20 protein-coding genes are annotated in these 15,141 nt (G+C 54.2%); 10 read left to right on the top strand and 10 right to left on the bottom strand.

All coding sequences use genetic code 11. The features are described from left to right. Positions 1–82: 82 nt before the first annotated feature. From rpsL to rpsJ, 4 genes are read left to right on the top strand one after another with little or no spacing between them, the layout of a single operon-like run. Positions 83–505: a 30S ribosomal protein S12 gene (rpsL, locus tag KK078_RS14115; RefSeq protein WP_254090932.1), complete on the top strand. Its 423-nt coding sequence runs from the start codon at positions 83–85 to the stop codon at positions 503–505. A gap of 13 nt (positions 506–518) precedes the next feature. Further along, positions 519–986: a 30S ribosomal protein S7 gene (rpsG, locus tag KK078_RS14110; RefSeq protein ID WP_254090931.1), complete on the top strand. Its 468-nt coding sequence runs from the start codon at positions 519–521 to the stop codon at positions 984–986. 17 nt (positions 987–1,003) lie between these two features. Then, positions 1,004–3,118: an elongation factor G gene (gene fusA / locus KK078_RS14105; RefSeq protein ID WP_254090930.1), complete on the top strand. Its 2,115-nt coding sequence runs from the start codon at positions 1,004–1,006 to the stop codon at positions 3,116–3,118. A 28-nt stretch (positions 3,119–3,146) separates the two neighbouring features. Continuing rightward, positions 3,147–3,452 (top strand): 30S ribosomal protein S10, encoded by a 306-nt coding sequence (gene rpsJ, locus KK078_RS14100; protein WP_079688288.1) that lies wholly within the window; start codon positions 3,147–3,149, stop codon positions 3,450–3,452. A 299-nt stretch (positions 3,453–3,751) separates the two neighbouring features. Here the strand turns inward: rpsJ and KK078_RS14095 are convergent, their stop codons facing one another. From KK078_RS14095 to KK078_RS14075, 5 genes are read right to left on the bottom strand one after another with little or no spacing between them, the layout of a single operon-like run. Beyond that, on the bottom strand, positions 3,752–4,348 hold the full coding sequence (locus KK078_RS14095) for a nucleotidyltransferase family protein (RefSeq protein WP_254090929.1): 597 nt from the start codon (positions 4,346–4,348) through the stop codon (positions 3,752–3,754). A gap of 60 nt (positions 4,349–4,408) precedes the next feature. Further along, positions 4,409–5,605: an XdhC family protein gene (locus tag KK078_RS14090; protein ID WP_254090928.1), complete on the bottom strand. Its 1,197-nt coding sequence runs from the start codon at positions 5,603–5,605 to the stop codon at positions 4,409–4,411. A 50-nt stretch (positions 5,606–5,655) separates the two neighbouring features. Beyond that, the gene (locus KK078_RS14085; protein ID WP_254090927.1) at positions 5,656–6,081 is read right to left on the bottom strand and encodes a c-type cytochrome; all 426 of its coding nucleotides are present in this window, start codon (positions 6,079–6,081) and stop codon (positions 5,656–5,658) included. A gap of 52 nt (positions 6,082–6,133) precedes the next feature. Continuing rightward, positions 6,134–8,281: a xanthine dehydrogenase family protein molybdopterin-binding subunit gene (locus tag KK078_RS14080; protein WP_254090926.1), complete on the bottom strand. Its 2,148-nt coding sequence runs from the start codon at positions 8,279–8,281 to the stop codon at positions 6,134–6,136. A gap of 37 nt (positions 8,282–8,318) precedes the next feature. Then, positions 8,319–8,795, bottom strand: a complete 477-nt coding sequence (locus tag KK078_RS14075) for a (2Fe-2S)-binding protein (protein ID WP_254090925.1) — start codon at positions 8,793–8,795, stop codon at positions 8,319–8,321. 215 nt (positions 8,796–9,010) lie between these two features. Between KK078_RS14075 and KK078_RS14070 the strand changes: the two genes are divergently transcribed. Beyond that, positions 9,011–9,427: a DUF2141 domain-containing protein gene (locus KK078_RS14070; RefSeq protein ID WP_254090924.1), complete on the top strand. Its 417-nt coding sequence runs from the start codon at positions 9,011–9,013 to the stop codon at positions 9,425–9,427. A gap of 128 nt (positions 9,428–9,555) precedes the next feature. Here the strand turns inward: KK078_RS14070 and KK078_RS14065 are convergent, their stop codons facing one another. From KK078_RS14065 to KK078_RS14045, 5 genes are all read right to left on the bottom strand, one after another. Then, entirely contained in the window at positions 9,556–10,014 is a 459-nt protein-coding gene (locus KK078_RS14065; protein WP_254090923.1) for a c-type cytochrome, read from the bottom strand. Beyond that, on the bottom strand, positions 10,004–10,639 hold the full coding sequence (locus KK078_RS14060; protein WP_254090922.1) for an SCO family protein: 636 nt from the start codon (positions 10,637–10,639) through the stop codon (positions 10,004–10,006). The genes KK078_RS14065 and KK078_RS14060 overlap by 11 nt, the downstream gene beginning before the upstream one ends. Before the next feature lie 10 nt (positions 10,640–10,649). Further along, positions 10,650–11,186 (bottom strand): CopD family protein, encoded by a 537-nt coding sequence (locus KK078_RS14055; RefSeq protein ID WP_254090921.1) that lies wholly within the window; start codon positions 11,184–11,186, stop codon positions 10,650–10,652. A 14-nt stretch (positions 11,187–11,200) separates the two neighbouring features. Then, positions 11,201–12,010 (bottom strand): MOSC domain-containing protein, encoded by an 810-nt coding sequence (locus KK078_RS14050; protein ID WP_254090920.1) that lies wholly within the window; start codon positions 12,008–12,010, stop codon positions 11,201–11,203. Positions 12,011–12,092: 82 nt separating this feature from the next. Continuing rightward, the gene (locus KK078_RS14045) at positions 12,093–12,470 is read right to left on the bottom strand and encodes a HesB/IscA family protein (RefSeq protein WP_254090919.1); all 378 of its coding nucleotides are present in this window, start codon (positions 12,468–12,470) and stop codon (positions 12,093–12,095) included. 69 nt (positions 12,471–12,539) lie between these two features. Here KK078_RS14045 and KK078_RS14040 point away from each other — a divergent pair, with 69 nt between their 5' ends. The 5 genes from KK078_RS14040 to KK078_RS14020 are packed head-to-tail and all read left to right on the top strand — an operon-like array spanning position 12,540 to position 15,127. Then, positions 12,540–13,061: a DUF7935 family protein gene (locus KK078_RS14040; RefSeq protein WP_254090918.1), complete on the top strand. Its 522-nt coding sequence runs from the start codon at positions 12,540–12,542 to the stop codon at positions 13,059–13,061. Between the two features lie 49 nt (positions 13,062–13,110). Next, on the top strand, positions 13,111–13,512 hold the full coding sequence (locus KK078_RS14035; protein ID WP_254090917.1) for a YkvA family protein: 402 nt from the start codon (positions 13,111–13,113) through the stop codon (positions 13,510–13,512). Further along, positions 13,509–14,144 carry an NAD-dependent epimerase/dehydratase family protein gene (locus KK078_RS14030; protein WP_254090916.1) on the top strand — a complete coding sequence of 212 codons (636 nt, stop codon included), beginning with the start codon at positions 13,509–13,511 and terminating at the stop codon, positions 14,142–14,144. The genes KK078_RS14035 and KK078_RS14030 overlap by 4 nt, the downstream gene beginning before the upstream one ends. Before the next feature lie 15 nt (positions 14,145–14,159). Further along, positions 14,160–14,612, top strand: coding sequence for a D-aminoacyl-tRNA deacylase (gene dtd / locus KK078_RS14025; protein WP_254090915.1), 453 nt, complete (start codon positions 14,160–14,162; stop codon positions 14,610–14,612). Further along, positions 14,609–15,127, top strand: coding sequence for an O-acetyl-ADP-ribose deacetylase (locus KK078_RS14020; RefSeq protein WP_254090914.1), 519 nt, complete (start codon positions 14,609–14,611; stop codon positions 15,125–15,127). Before dtd ends, KK078_RS14020 begins: the two co-directional genes overlap by 4 nt. The last annotated feature ends 14 nt before the right edge of the window (positions 15,128–15,141 follow it).

The following is a 15,141-nucleotide window of genomic DNA, read 5'->3' as shown; positions in this document are numbered from 1 at the left end:
TTGCGAGGAGGCTTTGCAAGGAATTTTACTTTAAATACCTTTGCAGTCCAAAATTTTGAAAGGTTTCTAAAAAGAAATATAAATGCCTACCATTCAACAACTTGTAAGAAAAGGCCGCAAGACACTGAATTTTAAGTCAAAGTCTCCTGCCCTTGACTCTTGCCCTCAGAAAAGAGGCGTATGTACACGTGTGTACACAACAACTCCTAAAAAACCTAATTCCGCGATGCGTAAGGTTGCCCGGGTTCGCCTGGTGAGCGGCAAAGAGGTTAACGCTTACATTATGGGTGAAGGCCACAACCTCCAGGAGCACTCGATCGTGCTGATCCGCGGTGGTCGTGTGAAAGATCTTCCCGGTGTTCGTTACCACATCGTTCGTGGTGCATTGGATACTGCAGGTGTAAACGGCCGGAAGCAGAGCCGTTCTAAATACGGAGCAAAACGTCCTAAGCCGGGTGCAGCAGCGCCTGCCGGAAAAGGTGCACCAGCAAAAGGTAAAAAATAATCGGATTTAAGCCATGAGAAAGTCAAAACCTAAAAAGAGATATCTTCTGCCCGATCCTAAGTTCAACGATCCGCTGGTAACCAAGTTCGTGAACTACCTGATGGAGCAAGGCAAGAAAAGCACAGCATACACCATCTTCTATGATGCCGTAGCGCAAGTTGAGAAGAAGACCAACGAAGCGGGTATCGAAGTATGGAAACGTGCTATGAACAACCTGATGCCGGGTGTTGAGGTGAAGAGCCGCCGTGTCGGTGGTGCTACCTTTCAGGTGCCGGTGGAAATCCGCCCCGAGCGCAAAATCAACCTGAGCATTAAGTGGTTGATCGACTACTCTCGTCTGCGTGGTGAAAAGACCATGATGGATAAACTGGCGGCCGAGATCATCGCGGCCTCCAAAGGTGAAGGTGCAGCTATCAAGAAGAAAGACGATACGCACCGCATGGCTGAAGCGAACAAGGCGTTTTCACATTTCAGATTCTAATTCAGAGGGACCAGGTAATGTCTAGAGATCTCAAATACACCAGAAACATTGGTATCGCCGCGCACATCGATGCGGGTAAGACTACCACGACGGAGCGTATTCTGTACTATGCCGGTGTGAACCACAAGATTGGCGAAGTACACGAAGGTGCCGCTACCATGGACTGGATGGCGCAGGAGCAGGAGCGTGGTATCACCATTACCTCGGCTGCCACAACGGTATTCTGGAACTACAGAGAAAATAAATACAACGTCAACATCATCGATACGCCTGGTCACGTGGACTTTACCGTAGAGGTAAACCGCTCGCTGCGCGTGTTGGATGGTCTGGTGTTCCTGTTCAGCGCTGTTGACGGTGTTGAGCCGCAATCTGAGACTAACTGGCGCCTGGCCGACAATTATAAAGTTGCCCGTATCGGTTTCGTCAATAAGATGGACCGTGCCGGTTCTGACTTCCTCGGCGTATGTAAGCAAGTAAAAGAGAAACTGGGAAGCAATGCAGTAGCCCTGCAGCTGCCGATCGGTTCTGAAGATAACTTCCGCGGTGTAGTTGACCTGGTTAACAATCGTGGTATCGTTTGGAATGAGCACGACAAAGGTATGACCTATGAAGTGGTACCCATTCCGGAGGAAATGAAGGACGAGGTGAACGAGTACCGCGAGAAATTGCTGGAAGCCGTTGCCGACTTTGACGAAACCCTGATGGAGAAGTTCTTCGAGAATCCTGATTCGATCTCGGAAGCTGAAATCCTGACGGCACTTCGCAAGGCTACGATCGCGATGAAGGTAGTTCCGATGGTATGCGGCTCTTCGTTCAAGAACAAGGGTGTTCAAACCATGCTGGACTACGTGATGGAGCTTCTTCCTTCACCGCTCGACAAAGACAACATCATCGGTACAAACCCGGATAACGACCAGGAAGTTGTGATCCGTCCCGATGAAAAAGAGCCTTTCGCAGCGCTTGCCTTCAAAATTGCTACTGACCCCTTCGTAGGCCGTCTTTGCTTCGTACGCGCATATTCCGGCGTACTGGAGTCAGGCTCTTACGTATACAACACACGTTCTGAAAGCAAAGAGCGGATCTCCCGCGTATTCCAGATGCACGCCAACAAGCAAAACCAGATCGAGCGTCTGGTGGCGGGTGACATCGGTGCGGTAGTAGGCTTTAAAGATATTAAGACCGGTGATACGCTTTGCGACGAAAAACGCAAAGTAGTCCTCGAATCGATGGTGTTCCCTGAGCCTGTAATCGGTTACGCGATCGAGCCGAAGAAACAAGCCGATGTAGATAAACTGGGTATGGCGATTGCCAAACTGGTGGAAGAAGATCCTACGCTGCGTGTTAACACGGACCAGGAGACTGGCCAGACCATCCTTCGCGGGATGGGCGAGCTTCACCTCGAGATTATCATCGACCGCCTGAAACGCGAGTTCAAAGTGGAGATCAACCAGGGTGCTCCCCAGGTGGCTTACAAGGAAGCGCTTACCAAGTCGGTTGAACACAAAGAAGTTTACAAGAAGCAGACCGGTGGTCGCGGTAAGTTTGCCGATATCGTATTCGAGATCGGGCCCCGCGAACTGAAGGAAGGCGATAAAGAAGGACTGGAGTTCGTGAACGATATCGTAGGTGGTGTGATCCCCCGCGAATTCATTCAGCCGGTTCAAAAAGGTTTCGAAAGCGCGATGTCAAACGGTCCGCTGGCCGGCTACCCGATCGACTCGATGCGTGTACGTCTGTTCCACGGTTCGTACCACGACGTTGACTCCGACTCACTGTCGTTCGAACTTGCCGCTCGCTTGGGCTTCAAAGAAGCTGCTGCGAAATGCGCTCCTCAGCTGCTCGAGCCGATCATGTCGGTAGAAGTACTGAGCCCGGATGAATACACCGGTTCTGTGACGGGTGACTTGAACAGAAGACGCGGTGTGATGAAAGGTATGGATAGCCGTGGTGGTGCCCAGGTTATCAAGGCTGACGTACCGCTGAAAGAACTCTTCGGTTACATCACCGACCTGCGTACGCTGACGTCTGGCCGTGCTTCGGCAACGCTGACGTTCTCGCACTACGCTGCGGTACCGAAAAACCTCGCGGATAAAGTAATTGAAGAATTGAAGGGCGCTGCCCTTGCAAAATAATTCATCTAAAAGGCGTTTAGATAAACCTATGAATCAGAAAATCAGAATTAAACTCAAGTCTTACGATCACAATCTCGTGGACAAGTCTTCCGAGAAAATCGTAAGAGCTGTTAAGGCAACCGGTGCTGTGGTTAGCGGTCCTATTCCGCTGCCTACCGAAAAGGAAAAGTTTACGGTACTGCGCTCACCCCACGTTAACAAAAAGTCACGCGAGCAGTTCCAACTGTGTACTTACAAGCGTCTGGTGGATATCTATTCCAACAGTGCCAAGACGGTTGACGCGCTGATGAAGCTTGAGCTTCCCAGCGGTGTTGATGTTGAGATTAAGGTGTAGTTATCTGCACTTGCGAATATTGGAAAAGCCATCCTTTTAGGGTGGCTTTTTTTATGTGCGGGCTCGTCGATCGAAGATGCAGCCCCCTGAAAGGACGCGACATGGCTATATGCGCGCCTTGAGCTGTTTGTTACGCCCTTTCAGGGCTTATTTATTACCTGTCTGTCCTTGTTCCCAGGCCGCCGCTGGCGCTTCAGCCTGGGCTATTGTGTCTCGCTCTTTCAGAGCTGAATGGTATAAACGGGCCTAATCATCTTTGTATAGTTATAGAAATTCGTCGGCTATGCTTCTTCTAAAACTTATTGTAGTGTTGCGCCGGCCAGGCGGCGGTAGTCTTCGGGGGTGTCGATGTCGACGGCGCCTTCGGGGAAGTCGAGGGTGGTGGTGATGGATTGGTGTTGCTGGATGACTTTTTTGGCGCCTTGTTTATCGTCCAGGGACATGAGCTCGGGGAAGAGTTTTTTGGCGAACAGGGCGGGGACGCCGATGGTGCCGGCGTAGTGGGAGGCGATGACGGGGGCTTCGGTCTTGCCGTATTTCAGGATGATGCTATTGAGGTAATGGGCGGTCACGCCGGGTTGGTCGCAGACCATGATCAGGGCGGCGTCGGTTTCGGGGGCGATGCGTAGCAGGCGGTGCATGCCGGTTTTGAGGGAGTTGCCCATGCCCTTTTCCCAGTCGGGGTTGTACATGATGTCCAGGGGCAGGGATTCCAGCATGGCGCGGTGGGTGGCTTCTTGGGCGCCCAGTACCACCACTGTGTGGGTGGCGGCTGCGTGCAGGGCTGCTTGTGCGGCGTGCCACAGAAGGGGCTCACCGTCCAGCAACAGTTGTTGTTTGGCCGTGCCCATGCGTACCGATGCGCCGGCGGCCAGCAAGACGATTCCGATATTCATTTTCCTGCTTGTTAAAATTTTATTCCGAAGAAGTGTGGCGATGGGTTGCCGCGGGGGTGATCAAGCTCCCTGTGCGGACCGGGCGGCGTCTGGCGTATGTAAATATACTTGTTTGAAGACCTGGTCGCTATGGCCGTCGCGCTGGTGAATGGGCGCCTGACGGTACTTCAGGAAGCCCCCGGAGCGGTTGGAGAACTTGCCCTGGATCTCGCCGGCTATGGCGATCGCGATCTCGTCGGGTGTTTCGGCGCCAATGTCCAGACCGATGGGGGCGTGGATGCGATGGTAGTCGTCTGCGGTCAGGGTGATTCCTTCATTGCTGAATTCTTTCACCATTTTGTCGAAGCGTTTGCGCGGGCCCAGGATGCCGATATAGGGTGTCTCCGTGCGCAGTAGCTTGCGGAGTACGTCGCGGTCGTATTCGTAATTGTGTGACATCAGCACGCACGCCGTGTAGGGCGTGATGGCGAAGTCGCGGTCGATGTATTGACGCTGGCAGAGCGAGAGCTTGTCGGCCGCCGGGAAAAAGAGTGGGGCGATGTGTGCGACGCATTCGTCGGTGACGGTCACGCCCCAGCCGAGGCTTTTCATGAGCTGGCTCACGGGGCGGGCGTCAAACCCGCCACCGAAGATGATGACATCTACGGTGGGTTGTATCAGCTCGATGAATACTTCTGTGGTTGTGCCGGAGACGGCATATTGGCGTGTCTCGGACTTGCGTGTGGCGAACAGCGTGGCCAGGTCAGTGGCGATGGCGTCGGCCAGTGCCGGCTGCCCGATTGTTTGATGCAGGATGGTACGCTCTTCGGTGAGGAGGAGCTTGCGGCCTGTCTCGGTTGGGGTATCGCCGGTGAAAACCGTGGCGAGTGCCACCGGGAGATTACGCTTGACAATGCTGTCGAAGAAGGTAGCGGCGTTGGTATGGTCGGTAGGGTCCAGCGGTTCCAGCAGCACGTCGATGATGCCGTTGCAGCCCAGGCCGATGCCCAGGTTCTGATTGCTTTCTTCGCTCGTGTCGTAGGTGACGGTGAGGGGCACGCGGTTACTCATTACCTGGCGGGCTTTGCGCAGGGCGTCACCTTCCAGGCAGCCGCCGCTGATCGAGCCTACCCACTTGCCGTCGTCGGTGATCAGCATGCGCGCACCGGGGCTGCGATAGGAAGAGCCGCGTACTTTTACCACCGTGGCCAGGACGGCCCGCCGTTGGGTGAAGTCTACTTTGTTATACGCTTCCAGTATATTCTTAAACTCTTTCATCGGTCGTCACACGTTCATACTTCTTCTAACAATTAGGAATTACCAGCCGCTTAGTACGGCTGGTAACCTTTAGATGCTTTGTTGAGGGCTGCGGGCACGTCTGCGGCTTTGACGGCGGCGTATTTGTTGCCCCAGGTGGTGCGGATATAATTGATGACGTCGGCCGTTTCCTGGTCGGTCAGCTCGAAGCCTGTCATCTCGCCGTCGTACTGTACACCGTTGACGGTGATGGGGCCACGCAGGCCTTTACGGATCACTTTCACCAGGCGGTCTTTGTCGGCGAGATAGTCTGATTTTGCCAGGGGAGGATATACTCCCTCCAGGCCTTGTCCCTGGTCCATGTGGCAGCTCATACATTGGGCTTCGTAGATCTCTTTGCCGGTAGCCACACTGTTAGGCGAGGTGGCCGGTTGTTGAAAAGAGAAGAAGGTGATGCCAGCGGCAAGGATCAGGGTTGTCGTGATTACTTTGTTCATTCTGTGTCTGTCGATCTATAGAGTACTATTCAAATGTTATTCCCGTGCGCCTTCAGACGGTGTCCAGGCTAAAGGGCAGTTTGCGCACGCGTTTGCCGGTCAGGTCAAAGATAGCGTTTGTCAGTGCCGGGGCGAAGGGCGGTAGGGACGGCTCGCCGACGCCACCGGCTTTCTCTTCGTTGTCCATAATGTGAACTTCGATCTCCGGTGTGTCGATGATGCGGGGCTGTTTATAGGTGTTGAAGTTTTGCTCGACAGCCTTGCCATCTTTAAAGTGCGTAGCGTGTGTTATCGCGGCGCCGAGGCCCATGACGATGCTGCCTTCTACCTGTTGCCGGATGATATCAGGGTTTACATACCAGCCGCAGTCCATTACGGCCCATACTTTATCGATCTTGATCTTGCCGTCGCTCTTCTTCGAGACCTTTACCACTTCGCCAACGATAGTGGAGAAGCACTCTGTAATGGCGATACCGTAACCCTCGTTTTTCTTACGATTCTTCCAGCCGGACACCTCTTCCAGTTTATCCGCCAATGCATGGTAACGTTCGTCATGCAAATGTTGACGACGGAAGGCCAGGGGATCTTTACCCGCCTTGAGGGCGAGCTCATCCATGAAGCTTTCCATGGCGAAGGCGTTGGTCGATGCATATACGGATCGCCACCACATGACGGGGATGGGAACATCCAGCGGTGAGTCGGAGAAGTCGTAGTTGGGAATGGAACGGAAGTATGTTTCGAGGAATCCTTCCGACCCTGAGTTGTTATAGGCCTCTTTGTTGGCGTTGAGCCATTGGTGGTCCATGTTCTGGCCGGCCGTATGCAAGGCATAGGATGTGATGTTCCCGTCTTTACTGAGGGAACCTTTACAGCCGTATACCATGCCCGGGCGGAAGGGGCCCTGGGTGGTGTCGTCTTCGCGTGTCCAGACCACTTGTACGGGCGCCTTTACCTCTTTGGAGATGATGGCGGCTTCGTGCGGGTAGTCCATGAACGCTTTGCGGCCAAAGCCACCACCGAGGAAGGTCATGTTCACGACGATCTTTTCTTTTGGCAAATTCAGCAGCGGGCTGAGGAAGTCCTGTACCCAGTCGGGGCCCTGGATCGGTCCCCAGATCTCAACCATGTCGTCGTGATAGTGCGCGGTGCAGTTCACGGGCTCCATGCAGCTGTGTGATTCGTAGGGAGTCTCATATACAGCTTCCAGTTTGTTATCCGATTTTTCGAATACACCTTTGGCGTTTCCCTGCGTGCGGATGGAAAGACCCGGTTTGGTGAGCGACTCATTCATGCGCGTATACAGTTGCTCTGTATCGAGGTGCTCGAAGCCGGTATCGTCCCACTCTACTTTCAGTACTTTGCGGCCTTGCATGGCGGCCCACAGGCTGTCGGCCACCACGGCCACACCTTCGCGAAAGGTGGCGAATACGCTCGTCTTGACGGGGATGACATGTTTGACCCCGGGTACTTTTTTGGTCTCGGTGTCGTCGAAGCTTTTTACTTTACCCTGAAAGCGCGGGTTGCGTTCTACTACTGCATAGAGCATGCCGGGCAGGCGTTTGTCCATGCCGAAGATGGCTTTGCCATTTGTTTTCAGCGGCGTGTCCTGGCGCGGCACTGGCTTGCGAATGATCTTGTATTCTTCGGGCAGTTTCAGTTTGACGTGTTTCGGCGGTGTAAGCTTGGAGGCTTCCTGCACCAGCTCGCCATAGTGGAATTTTTTACCACTGGGTTTGTGTATAACGTGGCCGTTCTCGGCATAGCACTCGCTGTGCGGTACTTTCCATTTGTTGGCGGCGGCTTCGATCAGCATCTCGCGTGCCGTGGCGCTGAGGTTCAGCAGCTTTTTATAGGAGCCGCGGATGGTGGAGCTACCCCCGGTGATCTGGCTGCCGTACTTGGCGTTGTTGCCTTGCGCGAAGACGATGTTGACAGCGTTGAGGTCTACTTCCAGTTCTTCGGCAATGATCTGCGGTACGGACTGGAAAGAACCCTGGCCCATCTCGGCGCGGTGGTTGGTGATGGTGACTTTGCCGGAGGTATCGATGGAGATCCAGGCGTTTAGGTCGATGCCCAGGCTTTCGGCGGTGTCTGCCTTCACGATGGTGGTTTCTTTGCCGTGTGAATAGAAGCCCAGGGTGAGGGCTGCGCCGGTAAGACTTGAAAGCTTTATAAAGTTTCTTCTGGATAGCGTGCTCATAGTGTCTGTTATGGTACGGTATGCTGGATAGTATATTTTAGTTCGACGCTTTTTGCGTCATGAGGGTAGAGGCCGTTTTGATGGCCTTGCGGATGCGCGGGTAGGTGCCACAGCGGCAGATGTGCCCCTGCATGGCGGTGTCGATGTCTTTGTCGGTGGGCAATGGTGTTTTCTTGAGCAATGCGGTGGCCGCCATGATCTGGCCGGACTGGCAGTAGCCACACTGTGGTACCTGCTCGGTGATCCACGCTTGCTGTACGGGGTGGCTGTTGTCTTCGGAGAGGCCTTCGATGGTCGTGACGCTTTTGTTGCCCACGGCCGATACGGGCAGTGAACATGAGCGCATCGGGACACCGTCGAGGTGTACGGTGCATGCCCCACATTGGGCAATGCCGCAGCCGTATTTCGTGCCCGTCAATCCGACGATGTCGCGGATGACCCAGAGCAGGGGCATCTTCGGATCGGCTTCTACGGTGTAGTTTTTGTTATTGATTTTCAGGGTTAATGCTGCCATGGTTCAGGTGTTTGAGTTGCTAACAGAACTAAGTTACGAAATTAGGAAGGATCGGTAGCATTCCTGTCGGTGTGTAGAGACACTCATTTCCGGGGAAGTATACATTTGCGTTACAAGCGGGCCCAGGCGGTAGACGAACGACAGATTGTAGCGGATGGAAAAACGGACGTATTTTGATATCTTGGGTAGAATGGTTTTAAATAAGGTAATCCGCTATGAAAAATCTACTGATGATCTTTTTGCTGTGGCTGCCGGTGGCAGCGTGGAGCCAGGGTGCCATTGAGGTGGTGGTGACGGATATTCGCGAAGCGAAGGGGGAGATCCGTGTGGGGTTGTTCAACAACGAAAACAGTTTTTTGAAGGAGGCGATCGACGGAAAGGTGGTGAAGGCGGAGAAGGAAGGAGTGACGGTGGTGTTTGAAAATCTGCCGGCGGGGGATTATGCGGTGAGTGTGATCCATGATGAGAATGGAAACGGGGAGCTGGATAGCAACGTAGTGGGTATCCCGAAAGAGGGATTTGCGTTTGGGAACAATGCGATGGGGGCGTTCGGGCCGCCCTCGTTTGAGAAGGCGAAGGTTGTTGTGAAGAAGGGGAGCGTGCGGCAGGAGCTGAAGTTGAAGTATATGTAGTGTAGGAAAATTCACGACGGCAGTTACAAACTGCCGTCAGTTCCCGGCACAAGTTACGTACCTCCGCTAACGCTTGGCGCTTAAACTTGCGCCAGCAATCACGCTAAAACTTGCCCCAACAATACACGCTATTCTTTACAATCGCTTAGGACCTTCGTGGCTTCGCGGACGTCGATGATGCCTTGCTTGTGATTCCAGGTGTTGTAGATGTAGGTGGCGATCTCGGCGATCTCCAGGTCGGTCAGTGAAGGGATGGGGGGCATGGCTTTGTTAAAGCTTTTGCCGTTTACCACCAGCTCGCCTTGTTTGCCGTGGCGCATGAGGCATAGCACCTCGGACTGATTCTGCTCCATGTAGTCGGAGACGTTCAGTGGGGGAAACAGCAGACCCAGGCCGGTGCCGTTCTTTTGATGGCAGTTGCTGCAGTGCCTGGTGTACAGCTGCTCGCCCTGAATATAATATTGTTTGAATTTGGTATTACCTTCGGGTACCGATCCCGTGGTGCCGTCCTGTTTCGGGTTCGAGCAGGACGACAGCAGGCTTCCCGTCAGGGCAACAATGATCAATACGTAGTAGTTACTTTGCATTTTCTTTTTCCAGGCGGCGGATGTCGACGATCAGTCGGTTTACGTCCTCTTCTTTGGTGCCGTCGTACTTGCCGCGGATCCTGCGTTGTTTATCGATGAGCAAGAAGGCGCCGCTGTGGATAAAGCCATCGGGTTCTTCTTTGGCTTCCATCGCCGTGGCGAAGTAGCTTGTCTGGGCGATCTTATAAATGTCGTCTTTGGCGCCGGTCACGAAGTGCCACTTATCGCTTTTTACACCGAGGCGCGCGGCGTAGTCGTGCAGCAGGGCAACCGTGTCGTATTCGGGGTCGATGGTGTGCGAGAGCAATACTACGTTCGGATCGTTTTGCAGTGAATCGTATACCCGCAGCATTTGGGTTTTCATGATGGGGCAGATCGTGCGGCACGAGGTGAAGAAGAAGTCGGCCACGTAGATTTTATTGTCGAACGTGCTGTTGGTGATGGTGGCGCTGTCCTGGTCGGTGAATTTAAAATCGGCGATGGTATGGTATACCGTGTCGGCGCCGTTCACTTCGCGGGCGCCGAGGATCGGCAGTGGCGTTTCTTTCTTTTCGATACAGGCAGCAGGTAACAATACGGCTGCCAGCAGTACGGGTGACAGGTATGAAAACAGTGCGCGGGACATAGTGTTCGTCTTAGTCATTTTTGCGGAATTTCTTATAGGTACGGATCCCGATCATGATCAGGATGGTGACTGCCAGCAAGCCGGCGAGGCCCCAGAGCATGCTCAAGGCATTTTTTAATACGATCAAAAATACGATGCTGATCAGGAAGAGTGTTGCCACTTCGTTCCAGATACGCATGTGGGTGGAAGTATATTTTACGACGTCATTTTGCAGTTGCCGGAAGATGACGTGCAGAGAGATGTGGTAGAGGTATAAAAGGAATACCAGGGTGAGCTTGATGTGCATGAAGCCGAACGTGAGCCACTCCGGTTGGTTGATCACCATCGAGGTGCCCAGGCACAGCGTGATGATGGCCGAGGGCCAGGTGATGCCAAACCACAGACGCGACGCCATCATCTTCAACTGCTTCAGCACGATCGATCCTTCGGGTTCGGGCTTGGCGTGAGCTTCGACGATGTAGACAAAGAGCCGCGGCATATAAAACATACCGGCGAACCAGGTGACGATAAATATGATGTGTGCGGCTTTTAAATACAGGTGCGTCATCGGCCTACGGTGTGCTACGGGTTGGTAGTTTCTATGGTGACGGGGTCGCCTACGGAGATGTATTGCTGATCGCGTGCCACGGCATTTTGTCCGAACATGATCTTGTTATTGCGCGAGCGATAGGTGGCCAGCGTCTTCAGGGGTTCTTTGCCTTTCTCGGCGGTGTCCTGGTTGACGGTGGTGAGCACGCAGCGTGCGCAGGGCTTTACTCCGACAAAGCGAGTGTCGCCAATGCGGAAGTCGCGCCAGGTGTCTTCGGCATAGGCTTCGGCGCCGGTAATCACCAGGTTGGGGCGAAAGCGGTTCATCGGCAAGGGGATGTCGAGACGGCTATTGAGGTCGTTGAGGGAGCTTTGGCCGATCACGAGGAAGGGGTAGGCATCGGCCAGTCCGACGTGCTCGTCATTTACTTTGTATTTGGGATCCACCGGGCGGGCGTTGTCTTCCGGAAAGTATACCAGGTGGGCATCCAGGCCCATGCGGGAGGAAAACCACTGGTCATTCTCCGTGCCTACGCCGTGAGCGGTGACGGTGTCGTCCCAGATGCGCACCTGCTCGGGGGCTTGTAAGGAAGCGGGAACGGCGGGCAGGGTCAGGACTTCGTCTTTGTGACGGATCAGGATCTGGTCGCCTTCCAGCGAAAGCTTGAACAGGGCCATGATGGGGTGCTCGCGCTGGGTGAGGCAGACGCCGTCGGGGCTTACCAGCATAAAGCGGCGGTCGTACTGCAGTCCTTTGCCCATTACCCGGGCAGAGGTCAGTGGGATGCCGCCGAGGGATTTAATGGGGTAAATCCAGATTTCGGTGAGTCGGAGGTCGGTCATGTACCGCTTTCAACGTGTTTTGCGGTGTAAAGGTATCCTCCTTCGCGGAAGCTTTGGCGGATAAGCCCGCTTTTTTCTTTTTTTAGGCTTGAGACGTTGTGGACGGGACATCTTTCGGTTCGGCTTCGGCGGGTAAACCTTCCTGCGCTGATGCTTCGGCAGGCAGGTCCACGAAAGTGAAGCCGCGGGCGTCTTCGCCGTCGTAGAAGTCGACTTCCTTGCCGATGATGTACATGGTGTGTTTTTTGTCGACGTACACGGGGATGCCGGCGACGGTGTAGGCCAGGTCGGTGTCTTTTTGCTTATCAAAGCCGATCAGGAGGGCTACGCCGCCGCAACCGCCGCCCTTGATGCCCACCCGCAGGCCGTAGTCGGCCGGGATGTTCTTGGTTTCCATGATTTTGCGGACCTCTTCGGCAGCACGATCAGACAGGGAGACGGGGCGCAGGTTGTCGAACATGAAAATAAAGGCTTAGTGACACAAAATTATTAACTTTCAAACCGTAAATAAAGTTTAGTTTTTCCGCATATGGATGTACTTATTGAGTTTGGTAAAATACTAATTCCCGCTTCTATCGTTTTGTATCTGGCGTATCTGCTGGTGCGCATGTTTATCGAAAAAGAGATCGAGCTGAGGAAACTGGAAGTGCGGAGCCGCAGCATCGAAACGCTGCTTCCCAGCCGGCTGCAGGCCTACGAGCGGATGACGCTCTTCCTGGAGCGCATCTCGCCGCAAAACCTGCTGGTGCGGCTGAATGCCCCCGGCATGCAGGCCCGTGAGTTCCACCAGCTGCTGCTGGCGGAGATTCGCAATGAGTACAACCACAATGCCTCGCAGCAAGTGTACATGAGTGAAGACGTGTGGAACTTGCTGAAAGGCGCCAAGGAGGACCTGATCGTGACGATCAACGACTCGGCCAGTGAAATGGGACCCGAGAGCTCGAGCCTCGATCTTTCGAAAAAGATCTTTGAAAAGTCGGTCAACAAACCGGTAGACCCGATGGCCCACGCCCTGACGGAGCTGAAGAAAGAGATTCAGCGCACGTTCTAAGCAGCCGGCCGGGTGGCTATTTGATTAGAAACACCTAACAACGAAAGAAATGCTGAAGAATCGTTTTTTTGATCTGGCGCTGAGCAAAGCGTCTGGTATTCTGGGAACGCGCGCGCGGCTGGTGCTGCTGCTGACAAAGCTCGGTATGAAGTTGCAACGTGTTTCGTGGAAAGATATGAATGCTGCCGCGGTCAAGGAGAAGTTCCTGGTGCTGGGCCGGATCTCGCGTGCGTATGCGTCGGGACACTATCGGGAGATACCGTGGAAGACCATGGTCATGATCGTGGCCGCCCTGGCATACTTTGTCATGCCGATCGATCTGCTGCCCGATCTCGTGCCGATCACCGGGTTGACAGACGACGTGGCCGTGCTCATGGCGGTATTCAATGCCGCGAGCGGAGATGTGGACAAGTTCTTGCTGTGGGAGAAAAAACGCTCATTGACAGCATGAGAACCGCGCTGATCGCCGGCGGCACCGGTCTTGTCGGAAGTCAGCTGTTGCAGCTTTTACTGGCGAGCGACCGCTATGGTAAGGTCGTGGCGTTGACGCGCTCAGCACTGCCCGTGCATCCGAAGCTGGAACAAGTGCCGGTTACGCAGGAGACTTTGAGCGGCGGTCAACACATGAAGGTCGACGATGTCTTTTGTTGCCTGGGTACAACCATCGCCAAGGCCAAAACCAAAGAGAATTTTTACCAGGTGGACTTTTATTACCCGCTGCTGCTGGCACGGAGCGGCTATGCCCATGGTGCGCGGCAGTATATGCTGATCTCGGCGCTAGGGGCCAGCAAAGACTCGACGGTGTATTATAACCGTGTGAAGGGTGAAGTGGAAGAGGCGATCGGCGCGGTGGGAATTGAAACGCTGCACATTTTTCGTCCTTCGTTGTTGTTAGGTCCCCGCCAGGAGCAACGCACGGGAGAAGACGCGGCGAAGTTCATATATAAAATATTCGGATTCCTGATCCCCCGGAAGTACAAGGCTATCGACTCGGCAAAGGTTGCGCGGGCCATGTTACAGTATGCCTCGCAGGAACAGAAGGGAACCTTTATTCATGAATCTAAAGATCTGCAGCAGTTCTAGTGCTGCGTGTATTGTATGATCGCCGTTATTCAACGTGTCACGTCTGCTTCTGTTACGATCGACCAACGTGTAAAGGCTTCCATTGGCACCGGGCTGCTGGTGCTGGTGGGTATTGAAGATGCCGATACGGCCGAGGATATTGCCTGGCTGTCGGGCAAGGTCGTGAACCTGCGGATCTTTAACGATGCCGGGGGCGTGATGAATCAAAGTGTGAAGGAGCAAGGCGGCGACATTATTGTCGTGAGCCAGTTTACATTGCAGGCCAGTACCAGGAAAGGCAACCGGCCGTCGTATCTCAAAGCGGCGAAGCCACCCGTGGCGGTGCCGTTGTACGAGGCGTTTGTCAAGGCGGTGGAAGCGGAGTTGGGCAAGGGCGTGCAGACGGGTGAGTTTGGCGCGGATATGAAGGTGAGTTTGCTGAACGATGGTCCGGTGACGATCATTATCGATACAAAGAATAAAGTATGAGCAGGATAGAGGTTATGCAGGGCGATATTACCACACTGGCGATGGATGCCATCGTAAACGCCGCGAACACCAGCCTGATGGGTGGTGGTGGTGTGGACGGTGCGATACACCGCGCCGGCGGACCGCAGATATTGGAGGAGTGCCGCAAGATCGTCGCCCGGCAGGGTGGGTGCCCAACGGGCGAGGCTGTGATCACGACGGGTGGGAAGTTGAAGGCGCGGTATGTGATCCATACCGTCGGGCCGGTGTGGAACGGCAAGGCGAAAGAAGATGAGCTGCTGACGCGGGCGTACGAGAACAGCCTGCGTGTAGCCGTGGAGAATGGTGTAAAGACGGTGGCGTTTCCGAACATCAGCACCGGTGTGTACCGGTTTCCGAAAGAGCGCGCTGCCGATATCGCTATCGGCACCGTGCAGCGCTTCCTGGAGCATGAGCCTTCTTTGGAGAAGGTGATCTTTTGTTGTTTCGATGCCGAGAACCTGGCTTTGTACCAGGCGAGATTGTCAAAGTCTTAACGGGTTTAACCTCT

The sequence above is a fragment of the Dawidia soli genome (genome assembly GCF_018598185.1).
Taxonomy (GTDB): domain Bacteria; phylum Bacteroidota; class Bacteroidia; order Cytophagales; family Cyclobacteriaceae; genus Ohtaekwangia; species Ohtaekwangia soli.
Note: the sequence above shows the minus strand (reverse complement) of the source record. Positions and strands in the feature narration are given on the sequence as shown.